Raw genomic sequence first — 21,914 nt, 5'->3', positions numbered from 1 at the left:
GATGAAATAAAACATCAGTTGGATTAGTTTACTGAACAATAAGAGGTTCGTATAAAATAGTAAATGGCTAATGAGGAAAAGCCTTTTAACTAGTATAAGGCTTTTCCATTTTAGCATTTTAGAACTGTTTGTTAGTTAAAGAATCGAAGTTAATTCTGAGTTTACAAATCTTTGGGCAGTAATGATAGTACCTCCAGCTGTTCTTCCGTAAACACTATATATTCCACCAGTTTGATTCGGAACAATTTCAACTTCATATTGAAACGTACCGCTTACACTAGGTGTTACGAAAGTCGAGGCATTAGAAGCTGCGGCAAAAGGAGTAGTTGAAAGTAATTGTCTAGTACCGTTGAGTTTAAAAACTCTAACTACTCCAGTTAGTAAACCTCCAGTAAGGTTAAGAACTTTGATCTGAACGCTAGATGCATTAGCTGGTTGATTTCCTGTATTCTCAATTGGACCAGTAGTTAAAGGCATATAATTTCACCTCCTTCAATTAAAGATTGATAATCTGCAGATTCCATTTTTATAGTATTCAGTACGCAGTTAGGTTCTCTAGTTATATTAATCAACTTCAAAAAAATAATTAAGAAAAGGGGATTGAAATAACAGAAAACAAACTTATCAAAAGCAAGCTTTTCTTGCACAATACGTAGACGATGTGTAGAAACATATATACAACGAAATCGGAAAGACTCTAATAATTTAAAGTTCAATTCAAATTTATTTTTTAGAGCATAAATGGTTATTTTCCGTAGAAAATAATACAGTAATATATCTAAAAATAATTTTTACAGGAAGTGAAGAATTGAAAAGTAAATATATTTTTGTATTCACCATTTGTATTTTATTTGTTTCTTTTTTCTTTCTTATAAAAAGTACTTTGGCAGATAAAGGAAGGAAGTATTACGAAGAAGCTGGATATATTGTTTGGGATATTAAAACGAAAAAAAAGATTGTTGCTCTGACCTTTGATGATGGACCTCATCCAACTTACACTGCTGAAATTTTAGATTTATTATCAAAGTATGATGCAAAGGCAACATTTTTTATTCTTGGTAAAAATGCAGAAAAGAGCCCTCAAGTGGTTTTAAGGATGTACGAAGAAGGACATGAATTAGCAAATCATACCTATACTCACCCTCTTAAAGGTAGTGTGTCACAAATATTAAAGGAAATTAAAAAAACGAATGAGACAATTTATAGTATAACAGGTTTCACTCCAACATTATTTCGTCCAGTTGAGGGCAGATATACAGATGGTTTAGTTAATGAAGTTGTTAAAGAGGGATATAAAGTAGTGATGTGGTCTTGGCATCAAGATACAAGAGATTGGGACGATCCAGGAGTTAATAAGATTGTTAATACTGTGTTAAAAGGAACAAAGCCTGGGGATGTAATTCTTTTTCATGATGGTGGGAGTGATAGAAAACAAACCGTTAAAGCTTTAGAAAAAATTTTACCCGAGCTTCAAAAAAAAGGCTATAAATTTGTAACTATTTCGGAGCTTTTAAAAGAACAAGAAATGTCAAAAAAAGAGATTAAGGGGATAAAATAAGACTATTTGTAAATACCATTAGCCTACTTAAAGGATTCTTGCTCTTAAAATTCAAGCGCTTGCTTCTTGCATCTTAACTTTAATCGATACTAAATGTTCCGTAAGTTTTTTTAATTATTCATAGCTTTTTTTATCCTGGATAATCGCTTCGGGAATTATATCTCATGCTAATTTATTGTATACCTGTATCTTTCTCCCCTATTGTTTAAAATGAATAATTCTTATATATTTAAAAATACAGTCCTCAACCAAAAGCATAAACTAAAAAGACCGCCGATATGATAGCATCGGACGGTCATTAAGATAGTTAGTCCCCATTAAGGGAATTGGCTGTTATAAGGTTAAAATAACCCATCGAGCTGCTAACTCAAGGATGGGTTATTTTTTTATGGTTTTTAAATGAGATTATCGACACAATTAATGCAGCAAATGCTATTGCAAACATTAATGCTACTTCATATACTGTCATGGTACCCCTCGGTAGTGAGCCAACCACGCTAGAGACCGACTGTCTAAAATAGATTATAGCGAATATTCGTTTGTTCTATTTAATTACTGTTAGACATAACTAATCTATTAAACGACATGAACTTTTACTTCTATTTATAAAATCGATTAGATAAAATATTTAATAACAACTTTTTCAATTCGTAAATTATATGGGAGGCAAGACGATGAAGGAATTCCAACCACCTGTTACACATAGAGACATGGCAGATTTACATAATACAAAGAATGAATGGTTAAGAGAAAGACGCAAACATGGAGATCTTTTGACTAAAAAGCCTTTTTTGAATAGCCGTGAACGAGAGCTTTCAAAACAATTTCAAGAGACTCTAAAACTTGACCGAAACAATGCAGAAGCCTTTTATCGTTATGGTTTCTTTCTAATGGAGTTAAGACAATATCTGCGTGCAATCCATCAATTTGAAAAGGCATTAGAGGTACATGATTCCCCAAGATGCTCTTTCCCTTTGGAAGAAGCACAAGAGATGAAGGCTAATATGTATATCGGGATTTGTGCTGGAAAAATTCTTGAAGAAAGTATTGAATCTGCAAAGCAATATGAAGACTTTGACATTGAAACAGAGGGACGTTCTCTGGATGAGGTTTATGAAGCCTTAGTGGCCCATTACGAAACAAATGTGGTCATTGAAAACGGTCGTAAACGACAATGTAGTCAAGTAGAGATCGAGGATTGTTTAGAAAATGTAACGCCAGACCAATTGATCATGAAAGAACAAAATGGGACGGTTCTCCTTATGCTCGGTGATGAGCATGCAATCGAGATGTCTAGGAAAATGGGTAAACTCTTAACTACCTTCTTAAAAGAATGTTATCAAGACGGATTCATGACACTCAACCGCTTTCTAGAGCTTTTCTCTGAGTATTCTTCCCAAACTTTGATACGTTATATAAGTCGAATAAACGACTATGGTTATTTTGGTAGTGACAAAAAATGGATTAAGATACTTGAACGAAAAGGCGAAATAGATAATGAGGTTATTTCTTTTGTACCACAAACATATATATTTTTTTATAAAGAAACGGAGGACTTCTAAATCTAGAAGTCCTCTTCAATTTTCACAAACCCTTGATATATCTAGCTTGGACAATGATGTCCAAATCATCCGGTACAATTTTTATACACACCGCATCTAGAGCGGATTAAAAATTGAGGAGAGATGTGAAGATGAAAAAAGTATCTTTAAAAGAATTATTCATTAAATATGGTTTTTATAACATGAAGGATGCAACCCTTTCGAGAAAACAGTCAACAGTTGAGAGTGACCTTGAACTACTTCTAAATGTCAAAAAAGAATTATTAGCTCTAAATATTGCTGAAGAAATGAATGAAAAAGAATTTGTTGAGATTCTTGAAAAATATACTCACGGTCGTACTGAAGTTCTGCTTGCTGGCAATGTAGTTCCGTTAGAAGCGATTGATTGCTATGTGTGTGGTCTCGTGATTGAGCTCAATCGTTTAGGTTTTAATACTGGATATTCTTGTGATGGGCATGATCGTAATCGTCCAATAATCGGCTTTCAAACTTCACATATTGCTATGCAAGCTGCTACATTGTTACAGAATATTGGTATTGAAACTCTTAGAAGAGGTCGGTCACTAAGTTTCCGTATTTCTCGCTATGAACTACCTATTATGGCGCTAACATTAAATAAATTGACAAATGAGCAAGCTATAGAAATTTTAGAAAACACCAATACGTTAATGCCAAAAGGAGAATATTTCACCTTACTTGATAAGCTACTAAATATTTCAGGTGTTAGCGGCGATGAAGATCAAATACGAAATTTTGTCTTGGATGAACTTTCAAATCATGTGGATCACCTAACAACAGACAACTATGGCAATATAATCGCGCAAGTATCCTATGGGCAAGGTCCGACGATACTTTTAAATGCACATTTAGATACAGTGGATGAATTCTCTCCAAATCGTATCATTATCAAAAACGATTCCATTTGGTCATCAAGCGAAGGTATTCTCGGAGCAGATGATCGTGCAGGAATCTGTGCAATATTAGCTACCGTTAAGAAGGCGGAGAAAAGTGGTTTTAAAGGGACTCTCAAGATAATTTTTACTGTAGAAGAGGAAATTGGTTTAATAGGTGCTAGAGCAGTAAATGACTTTTTCTTATGGGATACCGATATTGCTTTTGTCGTAGATCGTCGGGGTACTGGTGATCTTGTAACGTCATGCTATGGTATGCAATTTTGTACTGAGCATTTTGCTCGCAGAATCCACCGAAATGCAAATGAACGCCATCCAGGCAATTGGCAAATAGTTCAAGGTGGAAGCAGTGATACACGTATTTGGGCTTCTCAAGGTATTAATAGCATTAATATTTCAGCTGGCTATTTCAACGAACATACCGAGATGGAGTCTCTCGATGTAGAAGCCAATTACCGTTCTTATGAGCTTCTTATTCATCTATTGCAAGAAAGTAGATTACTTATGCAGTCGCATGCAATTGCAACAAGAGATTTAACAGTGAAAAAGTGAATTATATATTTTACAATTAATGCTGCTAATGATCCTGCAACCAGCTTGAACTTAACTTGAAAAGACAGCAAACTACACGTATACTAAAGTTATTAAAAGCATAAATTAAAAATGACCGCCGATGTTGCTTCATCGAACGGTCAATTCGATAGTTGATTCCCTCAAGGGGATTGGCTAAGAAGTGTGAGATAACCCACCCAAAAGAGCCGTCAACTCAAGGATGGGTTATTTTTTATGGTTTTTAAATGAAAGTATCGACACAATTAATGCAGCAAATGCTATTGCAAACATTAACGCTTCATATACTGTCATGGCACTACCCCCTTTCTAAACGGGAGTGAGCCAACCACCCTTGAGTACCACCTATCTTAAATAAATTATAACAAACATTCGTTCTCTTTTATACATTTGATTTATTAAAGGGAACCTAGTAATTTCTATTAGATTCCCACTTATCCCTGGTCTATCAACACATCAAATCTTTCGCATGAATAAAAATTGATCAATCAATATTGGGAATTCTTTCCATAAGTACTTTTCTATCACAATATTTACCTAACTTTAGATTAATTAAATCGAAACTACTGACAAATAAAGTCCACTAGAAGATTATTATTATTTATAACTCATTTTATGAAATTCTCTTTTTCACATATTTTTTTGTACTCTAAATAATACTTAATTGTTCTTTCATATTCATTTGCTTTATTTGCATATCTTTGATTTATTTTTTGTATCATATTTTGACCTATTGTCATCTCTTCATTATAAATATCATTCTTTTTTAAATTTACTAATCTATTGTTATATTGATCTGCAGAAGTATCTTCTATCTTTCTTGCATTTTTAACAAATAAATTTCTATTAAGTAAATATTGTTTGAAATCCATAAAAATTTCATCCTCCGATTAAAAGTTACTCATCAGTAAAACTTATTCCATTATTTGAACAGCAAGTGCATATAAATCTTTGTTATCTATCCTAAAATCCGTTCCAAAGTAAATTACAAATTCCAAAGCTTGTGTCTTACTATTTTCTCTAACTTCTCCTATCCCTGTAAAAGGAATGCTTCGTTGATGTTTTTGTAGTCGTTTAATGGCTTCAAATTTATGTAAATAGCCTCTATTCCTAGGTTCTTTAATAAACGCTTCTTCAAAAACTACAGTAATATCCTTCTGATCCTCTAGAACTTTAATAATCGCTACCTCATCTTGTAGTTTTATACTTTTAATGTAGCCCATCAATAAACAGTTCTTTCCTACAAAAGAAGAGTCTAATTGAGAAACTCTCCGTTTCTTTAAATTAGGCCCCCTTGGTTTTAAAAGTCCCTGATTCGTTTGTTCATCAAATAAAGATAGTTGTACTCCTTGAGAAGGTTTTCTTCCGATTTTTTCAGGATTTTTCTTTGATATATTATTCGGCGTCATTTCTTCGAGGAACTTCTTTTCTTCTTCAGACATGGTCAACCATTTATACGCCTCGTTTAAAGCTTTTTGTCGGCGATCATACGAAATGCCCACAATTACATCAACAGCTACGGATTCTTCTCGTTCAACTGGATAATGATCAAAATCATACGGACAATTTTCTGAATGCCTATTATATTGCCAAGTTCTAAAATGTGGTTTCCCTCCACTGCTGAATACTATCCGTGCTTGACAGTTCGGTGTTGGGCAATATAAGTTCCCTCTAAATTCCTTATAATATTTCTCCTTTGTGGCCTCGTTTAGCGATAGTAATCTAGTATTTGAACCGGTTATTAACCTAGCTTCTCGAATTTTCATCATATCACCTCATAGATTTATAGATGCATCTAAAATCTGATAAATAAGTTAGTGATTGTGTTGATTCTCGTTGTTTTGAATTGGCAAAGTGCAGCTATTTTGTATATAATTTTACCTATTTTTAAATTAAATAACAAATATTTGAATATCCTAGACACTCTTTATATAAATGACAAATCGTTTGAACATAAGGTATATTAAGGCACAATTCGACAAATATTATAAGAGGCAACATTATTTTTTCAAAGGATGATTATATGAAAAAAACCAAAAGAAGTAATAAAACAAATAAAATAAAACTCCTTGTTTTTAAATGGTTATTTGCTATTAACTTATATGACTACATTTTACACCAACCTAAAGACTATACTACTGATACTCTTATGATACTGTTCCCCTTCTTTTTAGCCCTACTATTTAAATCATCCCGCACTTTTATCTGGGCTTTACTTAAATATCTCATAAAATCTACTTTCATCTCATTAAAGTTTGTTGGTAATAAAAATACTCAACTTATTGATATGTATCAAATAGATCAGATGGAAGGATTAGAGTTCGAGCATATATTAAAACCTATTTTTGAAAGAAAGGGTTATGTCGCGGAAGTAACTAAAGGTTCTGGTGATTATGGCGCTGATTTAATTTTAAGAAAAGGTACTAAAAAATTTGTTGTTCAAGCAAAAAGGTATAACAGTAATATTGGAGTAAAAGCAGTACAACAAGTAGTTCCAGCCGTCAAACATTATAATGCAAATGGTGCAATTGTTATTACAAATCAGTACTTTACTCCAGCTGCAGTCAATTTAGCAAAATCTAATAGTGTTAAATTAATTGATCGTAAAGGACTTATAAAAATGATTAGATAAAATAGATCTTACAATTTCTTTTCTAAAAAGGAGTTAGATCTTATTTTTTGCATAAAAATATGGAATCTTGATGTTCAACAAGATTCCATAACTTTTCTTCTATTAAACTAAATAAATTACTCTTTTATTATTTCAGACTCCACATTTTCTAATTTCCTTTTGTTAAAATTCATTTTCACCGGACATTATTACAATTTTTCAAATTGTTTTGTAAATTATAATCCAAAATGAAGAGGGTTTATTTCATAGTTACTTACCGAATTTCCTTTTCTAAAATCAATTGCTTCATCAATAATCTTTTTTATATCGTTTAATAATTCACTTGAAACTGTATTAAAGCGAATATTAGGTTGTGGAATTGTTTCTTCAAAAATACTTCTTATTTCAGTTCTTCTATCTTTTGTAGAGCCAGTACCTCTAAAATTGTAGGCTTTTATCCATTTTTCTTGATTTAAAATCTTAATACGATTAAAAATTAATTCGTTTACTCTATCAGAAACAAATTCAGAAATACTTTGTAGAATTTTTATTTTTTCACCATCATCCACATCAATTGACCATGATCTAGGGCTATTAATAAATTCATTTATTCTTTGCATTAAATAACTAGCTAAATCACTTGCAGGTTTTAGATCATTATATTCGACACAATTTGGCCAGTTTGCAAATCGGTTAGATAACGCTTTTATTCGCATCCAGTGCTGAGGCTGATATTGTGAAGTTTTGGTATCAATACCAATTAGACTAAGCCATTTATTCATAAATAGTTGATGAGTTTGCTCTATGGCTAATACAAGCGTTCCAAAGTCATACTCTGGGAATACTTTGCTCCTGTCAATATTATTTATAGAAGCCTTTTTAGTATTTTGGATAATACTTTCAATAAAACGATCCATCTCATCTTTCAAATCTTCAGGAGTATTTTGCAATTCATGTGTTTGCGAAAAGAAAAATGTGAAATCCTCTAGATGATTTCTAAGCTGCCTAATTAACTTAGGATTTAGATTATTTGCTTCTTGCATACCCTCAATTGCACCAGCTTGTATTCCAGTAATATGATCAAACCGGTCCTCTTCATCTATCATATTAGTACCATGAACCTGATCAAACCTTGTATAGGCGATCATTAATTTTTCTAATTGTCCTCGAGCCATTGCTTCACTTAAAATTATTTTAGGAGCTTCTAACATAGGTTGACTTGCATTATCTACAAGTATAATTGCATCCATTTCTTTAAAACGAGTTGTTACATCCATTGGAATACTTGTAGTAATATTGGAATCATGACCAATTCCTTCACCATCGATTAAAACCAATTTTGGGGGTATGTGATTTTTCCACCATGATGGTTTAAATGGCCCTTCCAATCGTATTCCGTTCACGATTGGAGCTAACAATTCACCGAATCTTCTACCTTCATTTCCTGCAAACCATCTCATCATCTTAATTAATTCCAGTTTATCTTTAGAATCATGATACCAATATTCCGGCCAACCCCTGTTATCTTTATGAAACACGCCGTACTTTATCGCTGTAAATCTCTTTTTTATTAACTGTAGTATATAATCGACAAGGTCATTAAATCGTTCAGTTTCTTCCTTAATCCACTCTTCATATTTAAGTGTGATGACTTCATCAACATTATCGTCATTTATAGGACATGTGCTCTGGGCTTCATTGGACAATAATTTTATTTCACTTAAAATATACATAAGATCAGATTGAAGGATATTTTGATCAGGATACGGTACATCTATTAAAGATTCTTGATTACTTACTTTCTCTGTTGTAATTGGTTTTTCGGACGAACGAAATTGCCCTAATAAATAACTTAATCGAAATCGTTGTTCAGGATGAGATAAAAGTGCTTTTGCAATTGATTTATCATTTTCTCCTGTTACTGCTTTCCTAAAAGCTTCCCATACACATTCCTCAACGAGTCTAATTGTTTGTGCTTGAGATATAAAAGTTACAATGCTCTTCCAATTACCCTCTCGAAAAATATACTCTGTATCGCAAGTTGTTGTACGACTAGTGGAAATAGCAGGAAAACTAATTTCAGCTGGATCTGTACCGATTAACTGTCTGATAACCGTTGTCTTACCAGCTCCAGTTGCTCCAAGAAGCATAACACGACTATATCCCTCAGTATTTTTTGGCAACTTAATATAGGTTTCTCTAATATTCCATGAATCTTGAATTGTTTCTTCCTCCATTTGTTGAAAAAAAATATCTGCTACTTTAGCATTAAATAATGCTAAGGATCGTTTCTGTTCTGTTAATGACCAAAATGTTGGATCTTCAAGGATTTGATTCAGTTCATTCACAATAATTTGAGCCTGTTCCTTATCAAACCCTAAACCCCTTCGTATTTTTCTGCCTTGCTTGCCTTTTGAATCTTTTAATACTGGATGTCTAAATTCAACTGCCCAACTTTTAGTACCACTTTTTGTTAAACGAGCTGAATATAATACCATTCCTTCATCCTTTCTTTCGAAAATACATGAATAATGCATTATAGGAACATCGAGGAACATTTAGAACTTTTTTTCGTAATTTATAATCAATAATCGATATAAAATAACTACATTCACCAAAGTAATGGTAGTTATATATTACTTAAGTGTTATTTACAAATACATTGTCAATTAAATCGGAGTCATCTGATCATGTTGATTCGTCAATGTTGAATTGTATTTACTGGTAATTTAAGCAATTATTACACTCACCTACTTCATTATTTTCTTACTTAGGGTAGATGAATTTTCAAGGTGAAAATAAAAACAGGGTACAAACGAGTTATAAACAAACTCATGTATAGAGATAATAAAGTCATTTAATTTTGATATAAAAAGATTAAGAGCCTTACTACACTTCATTGTAGTAAGGCTCTTTAAAGTTGTTTAATTTCTATCCATTTAAATGTATTTGCGCGCAAAATCAATCAACTAAAATTGTTGAAGTATATGCATTCACAAACTATATCGCCTAAAGTAGCCCCCAATTTTGAATACTTAATAACTACGATTCTTGTTCAATCTTATTTTTAGATGGAACAAATAGTGTTAAAACAAATGCGATTATAGCTAAGATTGTCATGAAATAGTATGCATCACTTGAGCCTAAGGTTGAAGCAAGTGTGCGAATGGCTTCAGCAGTAGCATTTGGTGTTTCTTCTAGCAATGTTTTCGCATGGTTTGTTGTTTGTGCTGTGAATATTGTAATAACTACTGCAGATCCAATTGCACCTGCGATTTGGCGTAAGGTATTATTCACTGCTGTACCATGTGTCACAAGTGTGCTAGGTAAGGCATTCAAACCAGCTGTGTTCAATGGCATTGTGATAAAGCTCAATCCTATACGTAGGAAAATGGTACGTATCATTAAAAAGGTATAGGTTGTTGTGTCTGTTAAATCTGTTACAACCCACATTGAAGGAATGACGAAAATCAAACCGATAATAAATAACGGCTTTGCACCAAAGCGGTCATACATTTTCCCTGTAACTGGAGACATAAAGGCATTTACAAGGGCACCCGGTAATAATAATAAACCAGCGTCTAATGCAGTAAACCCTCTTCCGTTTTGTAAATACATTGGTAATAAAATCATATCCGCATACATCATCATTGTGACAATAATGTTGATAATGGACGTTAAAGTGAATAATTTATTTTTAAAAACGGATAAGTTAAGAAGTGGATCAGCAGATTTAATTTGTCGAAGACAGAATATTGCTGTAGTCACTATCCCCATAAGTATAGTAACTATTACAACTTTATCATCCCATCCATGGCTTCCAGCATTACTAAAACCATACAAAATAAGGCCAAAGCCAATTGTTGATAAAATAACACTGACTACATCTAACTTCGTTTTTGCTGTTTCTGAAACATTAACTAAATATTTCATAGCCATTAATATGACGATCACAACAAATGGAATTATCCCAATAAATAACCAACGCCATGAATAATAATCTATTATAAAACCTGCTAATGTTGGTGCAATTGCTGGTGCGAAAATCATGGCTAGACCAATTAACCCCATCATACTCCCTCTTTTTTCTGGAGGGAAAATAACCATAACAATACTCATTAATAATGGCATAATTATTCCTGCTCCAATGGCTTGAATCATACGGCCTGTTAGTAAGGTAGCGAAGTTTGGTGCTACTGCACACAAAATAGAGCCTATTAATAAAAACAGCATTGAACTAATAAATAATTGGCGTGTAGAAAAACGTTTCATTAAATAGGCAGTTATAGGGACCAGCACCCCATTAACCAACATAAAACCTGTAGATAGCCACTGAATGGTTGTAGCAGAAACAGAGAATACGTTCATTAAATTACTTAATGCAACGTTTAACAGTGTTTGATTTAGTGTAGATAAAAAACACCCTAAAATTAATACTGTTAATAAAACTTTTTTGTTTATTTTTATTGATTCCGACATATAACTTATTCCTCTTCCCGCTTGTTTTTTAAACACTGTGTCAATAAAATAGATAATAGCATTTTTTATTATTGATTCCTATTTACAATTTTTCAAGAAGTGTTGATTAAACAACAAATTTTAAAATAATATTTACTAAATTCGTGTTAATAGATAAAGGAGAATTATATTGACCACACAAAAAAAGCAAGATCCACGAGCTGTTCGCTCTAAACGAATGTTTAAAGAAGCTGTCGTAGATATATTGATTGAAAATCCAGATATTTCGAAGCTTACAGTACAAAAAATAGCCAAACGTGCCGAGCTAAATCGAGCAACTTTTTATTTACATTTTTTAGATATTAATGATTTATTAAAGCAGTTAGTTTACGATATTTTCGACGACTTGTTGTTGAAAATGTCTCCGACTTTACAAATTGATAACTTAAATAATCAAGAACAATTAATTACGTTTTTAGACTATTTTTATAAGCATCGAAAAATTTTAGCTGTTCTATTTGAGCACCCAGGCTTCAATAAAAAAATGCATATGACACTAAAGGACTTGATTGTCATACAACGTGAAAATGAATGCACTGATCCTACGGAAATAACTCTATCAATGGATATTATCGCATCTTCAATACTTGGGATAATCATGTGGTGGCTCAGAAATGGGGTTGATTTTAGCTCCGAATATATAGCAAAACAAATTAATGAATTGTATCGATAATTATTTCGGAAGTATCCTTACTTCCCTTAGAAAATACTTTCTTCATTGTAAAAAAAGCTTGTTACAATTATTAATAACTGTAACAAGCTTAATTATTGCTATATCTGCCATTTTTATCACTCAATAACCTGAATCGGCTGGCTAAACTTAGTTATTTAGAAGATGACCATTAATTGATTAAGGAAAAATGCATTAATTTATTCAATCGTCTGTGTCAACATAAGGATTAGAATATAAGTCAATATCAAAATCAGCTTTTATGCTGTTAGCAAATTTAATAATTGGAAGACCTATACATAATGCTGGCGTATAACCATCGTTCATTATAATGACAATAGTGAATCTGCATTCTAAGTCAAATTCAATTTTCAATTCATTGATAGCTGTTTCTTTATCTCTTATCTGTTTGACAATCTGTTCTAATTGTATTTCTACATCCAATGACTCCTGATAACCAGTGCTTAATTTCCAAGCTGTATCCTGTCTAACTAGATTTTTAGTAGCAGATATTTTTCTGATTAGATCTCCTTTATTATAACTTTCTGTAGGGTCTACACCCAACCTTTTTGTTACTGTTTCTAACGGAAATTCATCTGCAAACAGACTAAAGTATACCATCACTTGAGTTTTTTCCAATAACATACACTCCATTCTTACAAAAACACTAAAAAATCTATTATTAAATTTCTTCTTGAACTAAACTGCCCATTAGTATAAGTACATTTGTTCACAATCTCATATCAATTTTAACAAGAATATCCAGCTTAGTTTGGAAGTCTTATTCAACAATATGGCCCTTAAATGAAAATAAGCGCTTATCCTTATTCAAGGATAGCGCTATAATTGAACTATTAATATTATTTTATCGCCCGTTTTATAAATTAAATAAGTTACAAAACTGACGAATGATTTGAGCTTTTATTTCTTGAATAGGAAACACCTTGGTAATATAGGTAGCATCATTACCTGCTTTTCATAAACAATATCATATCAGCATTTCGAATGTTTTCTTTGGCTGCCACGAATCCGTTCTCTCTCCCGGAGTCCTTTGCATAGTAAACTTTTCATTCCTTCATAAAACTAGTTATTTGATGATACAGTTTCTCGGGATGGGTGAGATTGAACATATGGTCTGCACCTGGAATTTCTATGATTCGAGCGTCTGAGTGCTTTCTAAAGTAATTGGCAACACCAAGGTTATCGGGTGAATCCTCCTTACCGATTATCAATAATGTTCTTGCCGTCAATTCTCCTAATCTTTCGATGGCCGGTGGTTCCGGCCAAATCAATTTAACTGCCGGCCATTCAAACATTCGATTCATATGGTGCCGGAGCATTTGAACCATCAAATTCCTGTGAGGACTCACTGTTACAACACGATACGATGGATTACTGAGCAAAAGCCCAACCATCTTATCGATATCGGGGGCAGCTTCATGAATCTTCTTCATATTCTCTTCAAATTGCTTTGAATACCTAAACCCTGATAATCCAGGTGCAAGCAAAACAAGTTTAGAAACCCTTTCAGGATAATTCAGAGTGAATTCGGTGGCAATTTGGCCACCCATTGAGTGACCGATAAGTGTCGCCTGATTTATTTCTAGATGATCAAGCAGCGACAGCAAATCTTCAACATGGTTAACATCTTCTATTGGGGACGGTGATTTCCCTGTCCCACGTAAGTCAAAAGCAACGACCTTGTAGTGTTTCGCTAAAAGAGATGAGAAAAATTTCCAGTTCCGTACATCAGCACCACCAGTGAGGAGAACCACAGGATGACCATTACCATTAACTTCATAATACAAATCCATTGAAAATCCCTCCACCCATTACAATTTAATATTTTCATGAAACTCCGATAAAGATTAACAAAAAATAATTATTAAATTTTCACCCAACCACTCCCCTAGTTCAACGTATTACATATTTTACCACAGGAAAATAAAAACGAACTGAATTTTTAGATAAATATCTTTTTGTTCCACTATCTAACTTCATTAATTCAAAATAGCTCTCTCCATTAAATGGCCCTTTAATGAAAATAAGCGCTGTTTCTTGTTACAGAATGGCGCCCGATTGTGGAATAGAAGGAAATGAGAAAAAGCTTAAAAACAACACCTTAGTTATTGTGCTAAAGCACCCTGTTAATGAATGAAGCTGAATTGCGAGACTTAAAAATTGGAAAAATATATAAAAGAGATTTTTTTCAATGCGAACTACAAAAAAATACAATGAATTATCTCGAAGGATGTAATAAAGATTTTGAAGAATTTACATCAAAGGTATATAGAATAGAAGGAATTTCTGAAGAAAATAAAGAGTAAGTAAATAAGAGCAATATTACATATCAATAGCTTATTAGCCAATCAATGTTCTTTAGTTTTCTGCTAAAAGTGAAGGTGTAATAAAAATATGTACATTAAACAAAACTTAATGAATTATTTAGATTTTTAATAATTCATTAAGTTTTGTTTTTTTGTTTGCAGTTAATACCTTCCTTTTTGTCCAAACAATTATATTCGATACGAATAACTTATTTAGAGGAGAGGAGGTGAATATAAAATGGCATCATTTGAAATTGGAGCGAGAAGTCTTTTCAATTTTCGAAACGAACGCTTTTTCCTATTAGTTGAAGATGAAATTACAATTCCAGCTGATGGTGTGGAGATTGATCCAGTTAATATCTATGAGATTGACCAACAAACTTTCAATTTTATCAGAGCTGAAGGTGATACACCTGTGATTGTACCACGTTTTAATCTTCCTCCTGTACCACCTGGATTTAAATTAGAACGAAAATGTATTTTTACAGTTGACAATGCATACTTCGTAATCTATGACTTAGAAAATGGCACTGATAACAATGTTATATTAAGAATCAGTGCAGCTTTATTTAACTCATTGAGAAATTCTGGTGTTCGTGAATGTATTCCTCAAGATTTCATTAACTAAATGTTATCGCCCTTTTAAATATAAAGGGGGACAAAAAACAAGCGACCAATATAATTGGCTGCTTGTTTTTTATTTTGAAGGTATTAAGAAGTTACATTACTAGACGAAATAAGCTGAAATAGAGATATACATATCTTTTATGTACTTTGTACCTTGGTTTAACTTTTAGACTTTTATCTAGTTACCTTAATGCGATTAGCATACAATAAAATGAAGGGGAAGACGAAAGATTATTCGCAACATTTTTTGTGGCAAGATTCCTATGACCTTCCTAATGAAAAGACCACCTCTATTTTTGGGGAGTTGGCTTTTTCTTTTGCACTTTTTTATTCTAGAAAATTTATCTGATGTTGCTTTGAAATAAAGTTTGATTAGAATACCCTTGCACCCAGGATTTTTCAATAAATAAAAAGAATCCATTTTGAAAAAAGATTGATTATTTTCTACCTATATTATTCAACAATAGCGCCCGATTGTTGAATATCTTAACTACTTTTTTTGAACTATACTACCCTTTAGTTGAATAAAAAAATTAGTAGGCAATGGTTGCTATAAGAATGGAATTGAAATCATTTTTTATATTTTTCGATTAATGGTAATATGTTACAATTCATTACAAAAGAAGGGAGTGAGTATTAAATTAGATCTTTAGTGTTTTTCTTATTTCTAATATTCTGTGTAACTGGTATTGCTACGCGCTGGACAGGCTTAGATTTTCCTTTTGAAGTTCAAAGCAAATATACTTTAAGTTATATATGCTTATTTATAGCAGGACTCCTCTTAGTTGTATATTATGTATTGCGATCAAAAGAAAAATAAAAAAAATAGAGTCAGAGTTTAAAACTCTGACTCCTAAAAACCGGAATTTGATCCGATAATGACAGTAGCGTCCAGTTCCTCGTCTCTAGCCACTTTTGTGGTAAGCCCAGCACCTGAAAAGATTTCAAAAGTCTGAGGTGCCTGCATTTCGCTCGTCTCTATCAAAAGATGTCCTCCAGGTGCTAGCCAGTGAAATGCTTCTTCTGCTACTCTTCGCTGAATGTCAAGTCCATCCTCTCCTCCGTCAAGTGCTGCCATCGGTTCATGCAGACGAGCCTCCTGTGGGAGCAGCTTGATTGCCTCGGTAGGAACGTAAGGTACGTTCGCAACTAGGATGTTCACATGGCCTTTAAGTGAGAGGGGCAGAGCTTTGTACAAGTCACCTTCAAAAACATGGCCACCGAAATCCGTTACGTTGCGGCCAGCGCATCGTACTGCGACAGGGTCAATGTCCACAGAATACAATTCAACTCGTCCTAAAGCTGACGCCAGTGCTACACCCACAGCACCTGACCCGCAACATAGGTCAACGACGATATCACCAGAACACGACAGAGCTTCTGCCTGGTGAACAAGAAACTCGGTACGTTGGCGAGGCACAAAAACCCCTCGGTCCACTTCTATCCGCAAACCACAGAACTTTGCGTATCCAACAACATATTCAAGCGGTAAACCATCGGTTCGCATTTCCACCATTTTCTTGAGGTCCTCTGGAGTTCGTGCCTCTAAGATAAGTAACTTGGTCTCATCTTCTGCAAAAACACACCCCGCGCTCCGAAGTCTGTTAATTATACATTTTTCCGTTTCATTGTCCAAAAAGAAATTGAATCTTTCCCCTATTTATCTCACCACCTTTGAGAAGCTTATTTATAACACTGTATTCTTTAAAAATTGGAGATATCCCTCTTCAACAAAATGGTCCTTAAATGAAAATAAGCGCCTATCCTTATTTTCAAGGATAGCGTGCTTTAGTTGAATAAGAAAAAAGCACATTATAACTTTATTGTTCAATAAATTATAGTTCATCACCTTTGACTAACAAGGAACACTGTTATTGGGAATCCTATTAAAGTTGTTTTTTAGTTAATGGAAATAATACACAATCTTTAATTGTATCACTATCCGTTAGTACCATTAATAATCGTTCAATCCCAAATCCCCAACCAGAAATCGGGGGCATCCCATATTCCATACCCAATAAGTAGTCTTCATCCATTTCCATTGCTTCTAAATCGCCACCACTTTTTAGAATGGCTTGTTCCTCTAATCGTCTTCTCTGTTCAATAGGGTCCACTAATTCTGAATACGCATTGATAATCTCAGCACCATTGACTACTAATTGGAATCGATCTGTAATTGCTGGATTGTCATCATCTGCTCTAGCTAATGGTGATAAATCAATAGGGTGTTTGATTAAAAATGTTGGTTCTATTAATTGTGGACGACACATTTTTTTATATAGAAGGTCAATAAAGTTTCCTCTACCTAAAGTCTCGATATTCTCTTGTTCTAAATAAATATTTTTCCTCTTTGTTTCTTCATATAAGTCTTTTACATCTGGATACAAATCAATATCAATGCCCGTATCTTTTAGAATTAAATCTCTAAATGAAACAACGTTCCACTCTAATGAAAAATCGATCGTTTGCCCTTGTATATTAATAACTGTTGTATTAAAAGTTTGTTTAAGAACATATAAAATCATTTCACGCATGAGTGCCATTGTATCTTCATAGTTCCAATAAGCTGCATAGCCTTCAACCATTGTAAATTCTTGAAGGTGTTGAGGACTGATTCCTTCATTTCTAAAGCACTTTGCAAATTCAAATACTTTTGTAAAGCCTCCTACAATTAGTCTTTTCAAGTAAGTCTCTGGTGCAATTCGTAAGTTTAATTCCGTTTCTAATGAGTTATGATACGTTCTAAATGGGCGTGCTAAAGCACCAGAGGAAGTATGTTGTAACACAGGTGTTTCCACCTCTAAAAAGTCTTTTTCTTCTAAGAATCTACGAACAGCACGAACTAACTTTGTTCGCATTAACATACGAACTTGCGTTTCTTTTGTCATCATTAAATCTAAATAACGTTGTCTATAACGTGTGTCTATATTGCTTAATCCATGCCATTTATCTGGTAGTGTGTGTAATGCTTTTCCAAGCAAAATATAATTTTCGATACGAAGCGTTTTTTCATTTGTTTTCGTTGTATACATATTTCCCTCAACACCAATAAAATCTCCAATATCGAAAAAGTTTATGAAATCATTATAAGCTTTTTCCCCAACTTCGTCTTTTTTCAGAAGAAGTTGTAAATGACCTTGTATGTCTGAAATTGTGATGAAACTAAATTTACTAAACTGACGAATCCCCATGATTCTTCCTGCTATTCGAACCTCTGATGTTCCATCCTCAAGTAAAGATGATTCGTAAAGTTCATAATTTGTCGGAAATCTGTCAGGATATACTGGAACCCCCTGTGATCTCAAAGTCTCTAATTTCTCTATTCTAAGAGTTGTTTGCTCATTATTCATTCTTATCCGCTCCAATTTCTATTAGTTTATCTTTTTTTTGTAAATTCACATTAATACTTCTAAACGACAAAAAACTCTCACCCCCAAGATTATTCATCTTGAGGACGAGAGTTTATATCTCCGTGGTACCACCTCAGTTTATTGATATGTCACCATACCAACCTCTTTGGGTACGGCAATTATTAATAATTGATTATACCCTATCTCTATAACGGGAGACCCCGTCGCAGTATCACTAAGTATATCTTAGATCCGTGCAAAAGCTCCGAGCCTTTTTTCATTAAGATCATTATTGCTCCTTTCCACCTACCGAAGCTCTCTGGAAATAATGAATCAAAATTACTCTTCTCTTCATAGCAGAATATTCTGTATATTTTAAAAACATATTAGCTTAAATAAATATTTTAGTCAATACTTGTTCAACTAAATGGCCATTAATGAACTTGAGCTTATTCTCCTTTGTTGAAGGATTGCGCCAGATTGTTGAAGATAAAAACATTGAAAAATGCTGCTAAATCCAGCTCTCTCTTATTAAACAATAGCCCCCGTTAAGTTGAAGAAGGAAACAGCGATACGCCTTCTTGAAGTAGATCTACTGTTAGTTGAAGATTCATTAAAACTACCAAGTTAAATCATTTAAGAATGTAAGAATATCTTTGTTCACGTCGTTAATGTCCGTACTTAATGTCATTAAATGTTTAGAGTTCGGATACCCTTTTATTGTTTTTTGATTCGTCGCAACGCTTTGAAAAATTACCTCTGCACTCTCTTTATACAATGGTTCATCTAATTCACCATATAATATACGAATTGGAGAAGTTATACGTGCTAATTTATCCATCGTTATATCAATTAGCTGTTGAAACTCAACTAATGAATCGATAGACATATTTTGAAGACGTTTCATTTCTAAATTTATTAGTTCTTCATTTTTCCCTTCAAGTTGTTTGTACTCTTTTGCATAATGAAAGACACGCTTTTGTAGAAAAGTAGCTTCTCTATGTATTGGCACTGACATTGTCACAACACCATTTATCTCCAACTCTTGACCAACTTTTAATGCAAACACACCACCAAGAGAAAGACCAATCACAGCTATTTTTTCAAAACCTTCATCCTTCAACAACTGATATCCATTTAATACATCTTGCCACCAATCTGACGGTCCATATGTGAGAAGTTCTTCTGCTGTTAAACCATGTCCACTATATAATGGTGCATAGCAAGAATAATTGTTCTTTTGCAAATACTTCCCTAACTTTTTCATATCAATCGTATTACTTGTAAAAGAATGTAATAGTAAAACGGCTTTCTCTCCACCTTTATAGAAGAAAGGCTTAGGGGGTACTATTTTCATCATTATTTTGAATACCTCACTTACATATTCTTAGTTTTTGAACATCGAATTCGTTAAAAGTATAACATCTATTAGTTATTGAACTAAAGCTGCCTTTCAATCTCATCTTCAACGCTTAAACCAGTTAGTACAATAAGAAATCTTTATTATTAATGAATCTCTCTCGGTATTTATTTAGTATAATTAGTGAATAAAAAACTTTTACAGAATCTGGAGGGAATTAATATGCCATTATCAAATATAAGTCACTACATTTGGAAGCCATTTTCAACATCACCGCCACCACCGTTTACTCCAGCTGCCCAGTCAGCACTGAAAAAGCTTATATTAAATACAGATTAAGAATCTGCGAAATATAAGCTGTTTCGCAGATTCGAAGGAGTAAACAATGAAATCTAAAATTCAGTTTATATTATCAATGGTCATTTTCGGTACAATTGGTATAGTAGTTCGATACATTGACCTTTCTTCGAGCGAAAGAGCTTTACTATGCAGTATTATAGGATGCTTATTTTTAACATTAATATTCTTCGTCATGAAGAAAAAAATATCATGGAATTTAGTGAAATCGAATGCATTAATTTTGTTTCTTTCTGGTATTGCATTGGGAGGAAATTGGGTTTTTCTTTACCAATCCTACGACTATACAACAATTGCCAATGCAACACTTGGATATTACTTTGCCCCAGTGTTTGTGATGCTTCTTTCTCCGTTTGTACTGAAAGAACAATTATCTATTAAAAAAATTGTATGTATTATTATCGCGATTATGGGTCTAGTATTGATTGTAGGTGAAGGTGTGAGCGCATCTAAAACAAAAGATATCCTCGGACTTTCTTATGGATTAATAGCAGCTACCTTTTACGCTGCATTATTGCTGTTAAATAAATATATTAAAGATATGGGAAAACTAGAGCTGACAATTATTCAGCTAGGAATAACTGCTTTACTGCTCATGCCTTACGTTTTCCTTACTGAAGGCTTTGGTATGTTTGAAGTATCAAGTTCTTCTATTCCATTTATTTTAATTTTAGGGATCGTCAATACAGGGATTGGATTTTGGTTATTCTTTTCTGGTATGGAGAAATTAAAAGGACAAAGTATTGCGATGCTAAGTTATGTAGACCCATTTGTAGCAATACTGATTTCGGCAATTATTCTGCAAGAGGAAATGACATTGGTTCAAATGCTTGGTGGTGCATTACTTTTAGCCTCAACATTTGTTAGTGAAATTAAATTACCAGAATTTTCAAAACAAGAAATAAAAACACCAACTAAATAACGTATTACACAGTGGGAAGCATTCGTTCCCACTGTTTTTATTTTATGTGTTTATTCAACTATATGGTCCGTTAGCAGAATAAAAGAATTATTTACTTAATTGCTTTTCAAGGAAAGTTATAAAGGAGTTTTGTGCATTTAAATTGTTAATCAGCCTTTTAGTTCAATATGTACTTTGCAAAAACTTCCTCACACGCCTATTGACGAAAAACAAACGATGATACTTTTCGTGATCATATAGTTCATTAAACCAGTTATATTTTCGTAATTCCTCTATATGCTTATCTATTTTCTTTGTATTTAAAGAGTTATCTTGTCCGATGCTACTAAGCAATCCTGAAATAATCTCAAAAATCATAAATGTTCTCCTTCATAGAAATATTCCTCAGTATACTTTCTCTAATTAATTATTACAAGATGTAACACCCTTCTTCAATTAAATGGCCCTTTAATGAAAATAAGCGCTGTTCCTTGTTATGAATTGACCCCAAAAAGTTAGACATTATATTAAGTTAAGCAGCTATGGAGGATTGAATTCGGTATTGTACCGGACTTAGTCCTTTTAATTTTCT

Annotated in this window: 19 protein-coding genes and 1 other annotated feature; of the genes, 8 read left to right on the top strand and 11 right to left on the bottom strand. The window is 33.1% G+C overall.

What is annotated here, in order from left to right; all coding sequences use genetic code 11:
• Nucleotides 1-135 precede the first annotated feature (135 nt).
• Nucleotides 136-477 carry an ATPase gene (locus ACIQ4I_RS00095; RefSeq protein WP_403091681.1) on the bottom strand — a complete coding sequence of 114 codons (342 nt, stop codon included), beginning with the start codon at nucleotides 475-477 and terminating at the stop codon, nucleotides 136-138.
• A gap of 331 nt (nucleotides 478-808) precedes the next feature.
• On the opposite strand from ACIQ4I_RS00095, the gene ACIQ4I_RS00090 reads away from it, so the two are divergent.
• From ACIQ4I_RS00090 to ACIQ4I_RS00080, 3 genes are all read left to right on the top strand, one after another.
• The gene (locus ACIQ4I_RS00090) at nucleotides 809-1,558 is read left to right on the top strand and encodes a polysaccharide deacetylase family protein (RefSeq protein ID WP_403091679.1); all 750 of its coding nucleotides are present in this window, start codon (nucleotides 809-811) and stop codon (nucleotides 1,556-1,558) included.
• Nucleotides 1,559-2,232: 674 nt separating this feature from the next.
• Nucleotides 2,233-3,120, top strand: a complete 888-nt coding sequence (locus ACIQ4I_RS00085; RefSeq protein ID WP_403091677.1) for a tetratricopeptide repeat protein — start codon at nucleotides 2,233-2,235, stop codon at nucleotides 3,118-3,120.
• A gap of 131 nt (nucleotides 3,121-3,251) precedes the next feature.
• Nucleotides 3,252-4,583: a M20/M25/M40 family metallo-hydrolase gene (locus tag ACIQ4I_RS00080; protein ID WP_403091676.1), complete on the top strand. Its 1,332-nt coding sequence runs from the start codon at nucleotides 3,252-3,254 to the stop codon at nucleotides 4,581-4,583.
• Nucleotides 4,584-4,808: 225 nt separating this feature from the next.
• Here ACIQ4I_RS00080 and ACIQ4I_RS00075 read toward each other — a convergent pair whose 3' ends face one another.
• The 3 genes from ACIQ4I_RS00075 to ACIQ4I_RS00065 form a co-directional block, all read right to left on the bottom strand.
• Nucleotides 4,809-4,895 (bottom strand): putative holin-like toxin, encoded by an 87-nt coding sequence (locus tag ACIQ4I_RS00075; RefSeq protein WP_403093308.1) that lies wholly within the window; start codon nucleotides 4,893-4,895, stop codon nucleotides 4,809-4,811.
• A gap of 314 nt (nucleotides 4,896-5,209) precedes the next feature.
• On the bottom strand, nucleotides 5,210-5,473 hold the full coding sequence (locus ACIQ4I_RS00070) for a hypothetical protein (RefSeq protein ID WP_403091674.1): 264 nt from the start codon (nucleotides 5,471-5,473) through the stop codon (nucleotides 5,210-5,212).
• Between the two features lie 42 nt (nucleotides 5,474-5,515).
• Nucleotides 5,516-6,367: a hypothetical protein gene (locus ACIQ4I_RS00065; protein WP_403091673.1), complete on the bottom strand. Its 852-nt coding sequence runs from the start codon at nucleotides 6,365-6,367 to the stop codon at nucleotides 5,516-5,518.
• A 257-nt stretch (nucleotides 6,368-6,624) separates the two neighbouring features.
• Between ACIQ4I_RS00065 and ACIQ4I_RS00060 the strand changes: the two genes are divergently transcribed.
• Entirely contained in the window at nucleotides 6,625-7,233 is a 609-nt protein-coding gene (locus tag ACIQ4I_RS00060) for a restriction endonuclease (protein ID WP_403091671.1), read from the top strand.
• Between the two features lie 215 nt (nucleotides 7,234-7,448).
• On the opposite strand, the gene ACIQ4I_RS00055 is transcribed toward ACIQ4I_RS00060, so the two are convergent.
• Nucleotides 7,449-9,710, bottom strand: coding sequence for a hypothetical protein (locus ACIQ4I_RS00055; protein WP_403091669.1), 2,262 nt, complete (start codon nucleotides 9,708-9,710; stop codon nucleotides 7,449-7,451).
• Between the two features lie 544 nt (nucleotides 9,711-10,254).
• Nucleotides 10,255-11,691, bottom strand: coding sequence for a DHA2 family efflux MFS transporter permease subunit (locus ACIQ4I_RS00050; RefSeq protein WP_403091667.1), 1,437 nt, complete (start codon nucleotides 11,689-11,691; stop codon nucleotides 10,255-10,257).
• 169 nt (nucleotides 11,692-11,860) lie between these two features.
• Between ACIQ4I_RS00050 and ACIQ4I_RS00045 the strand changes: the two genes are divergently transcribed.
• The gene (locus ACIQ4I_RS00045) at nucleotides 11,861-12,403 is read left to right on the top strand and encodes a TetR/AcrR family transcriptional regulator (RefSeq protein WP_403091665.1); all 543 of its coding nucleotides are present in this window, start codon (nucleotides 11,861-11,863) and stop codon (nucleotides 12,401-12,403) included.
• A gap of 201 nt (nucleotides 12,404-12,604) precedes the next feature.
• On the opposite strand, the gene ACIQ4I_RS00040 is transcribed toward ACIQ4I_RS00045, so the two are convergent.
• Nucleotides 12,605-13,039 carry a DUF4279 domain-containing protein gene (locus ACIQ4I_RS00040; RefSeq protein WP_403091664.1) on the bottom strand — a complete coding sequence of 145 codons (435 nt, stop codon included), beginning with the start codon at nucleotides 13,037-13,039 and terminating at the stop codon, nucleotides 12,605-12,607.
• A 428-nt stretch (nucleotides 13,040-13,467) separates the two neighbouring features.
• Nucleotides 13,468-14,214 (bottom strand): alpha/beta fold hydrolase, encoded by a 747-nt coding sequence (locus ACIQ4I_RS00035; protein ID WP_403091662.1) that lies wholly within the window; start codon nucleotides 14,212-14,214, stop codon nucleotides 13,468-13,470.
• 336 nt (nucleotides 14,215-14,550) lie between these two features.
• On the opposite strand from ACIQ4I_RS00035, the gene ACIQ4I_RS00030 reads away from it, so the two are divergent.
• Nucleotides 14,551-14,727 (top strand): hypothetical protein, encoded by a 177-nt coding sequence (locus tag ACIQ4I_RS00030; protein WP_403091660.1) that lies wholly within the window; start codon nucleotides 14,551-14,553, stop codon nucleotides 14,725-14,727.
• Nucleotides 14,728-14,965: 238 nt separating this feature from the next.
• Nucleotides 14,966-15,355 carry a spore coat protein gene (locus tag ACIQ4I_RS00025; RefSeq protein ID WP_403091658.1) on the top strand — a complete coding sequence of 130 codons (390 nt, stop codon included), beginning with the start codon at nucleotides 14,966-14,968 and terminating at the stop codon, nucleotides 15,353-15,355.
• An 852-nt stretch (nucleotides 15,356-16,207) separates the two neighbouring features.
• Here ACIQ4I_RS00025 and ACIQ4I_RS00020 read toward each other — a convergent pair.
• The 3 genes from ACIQ4I_RS00020 to ACIQ4I_RS00010 all read right to left on the bottom strand — a co-directional run bounded on the left by ACIQ4I_RS00020 (nucleotide 16,208) and on the right by ACIQ4I_RS00010 (nucleotide 20,064).
• Entirely contained in the window at nucleotides 16,208-16,990 is a 783-nt protein-coding gene (locus ACIQ4I_RS00020) for a putative protein N(5)-glutamine methyltransferase (protein WP_403091657.1), read from the bottom strand.
• A gap of 250 nt (nucleotides 16,991-17,240) precedes the next feature.
• Nucleotides 17,241-18,704 (bottom strand): lysine--tRNA ligase, encoded by a 1,464-nt coding sequence (lysS, locus tag ACIQ4I_RS00015; RefSeq protein ID WP_403091655.1) that lies wholly within the window; start codon nucleotides 18,702-18,704, stop codon nucleotides 17,241-17,243.
• Between the two features lie 97 nt (nucleotides 18,705-18,801).
• Nucleotides 18,802-19,068: a binding site (T-box leader), on the bottom strand.
• Nucleotides 19,069-19,323: 255 nt separating this feature from the next.
• Nucleotides 19,324-20,064: an alpha/beta hydrolase gene (locus ACIQ4I_RS00010; RefSeq protein ID WP_403091653.1), complete on the bottom strand. Its 741-nt coding sequence runs from the start codon at nucleotides 20,062-20,064 to the stop codon at nucleotides 19,324-19,326.
• A 385-nt stretch (nucleotides 20,065-20,449) separates the two neighbouring features.
• Between ACIQ4I_RS00010 and ACIQ4I_RS00005 the strand changes: the two genes are divergently transcribed.
• Entirely contained in the window at nucleotides 20,450-21,343 is an 894-nt protein-coding gene (locus tag ACIQ4I_RS00005) for a DMT family transporter (protein WP_403091651.1), read from the top strand.
• Nucleotides 21,344-21,914: the final 571 nt, after the last annotated feature.

It is taken from the genome of Rummeliibacillus sp. NPDC094406 (assembly GCF_044763875.1).
Classification (GTDB): domain Bacteria; phylum Bacillota; class Bacilli; order Bacillales_A; family Planococcaceae; genus Rummeliibacillus.
The sequence above is the reverse complement of the archived record's forward strand: the minus strand, read 5'-3'. Positions and strand labels throughout refer to the sequence as shown.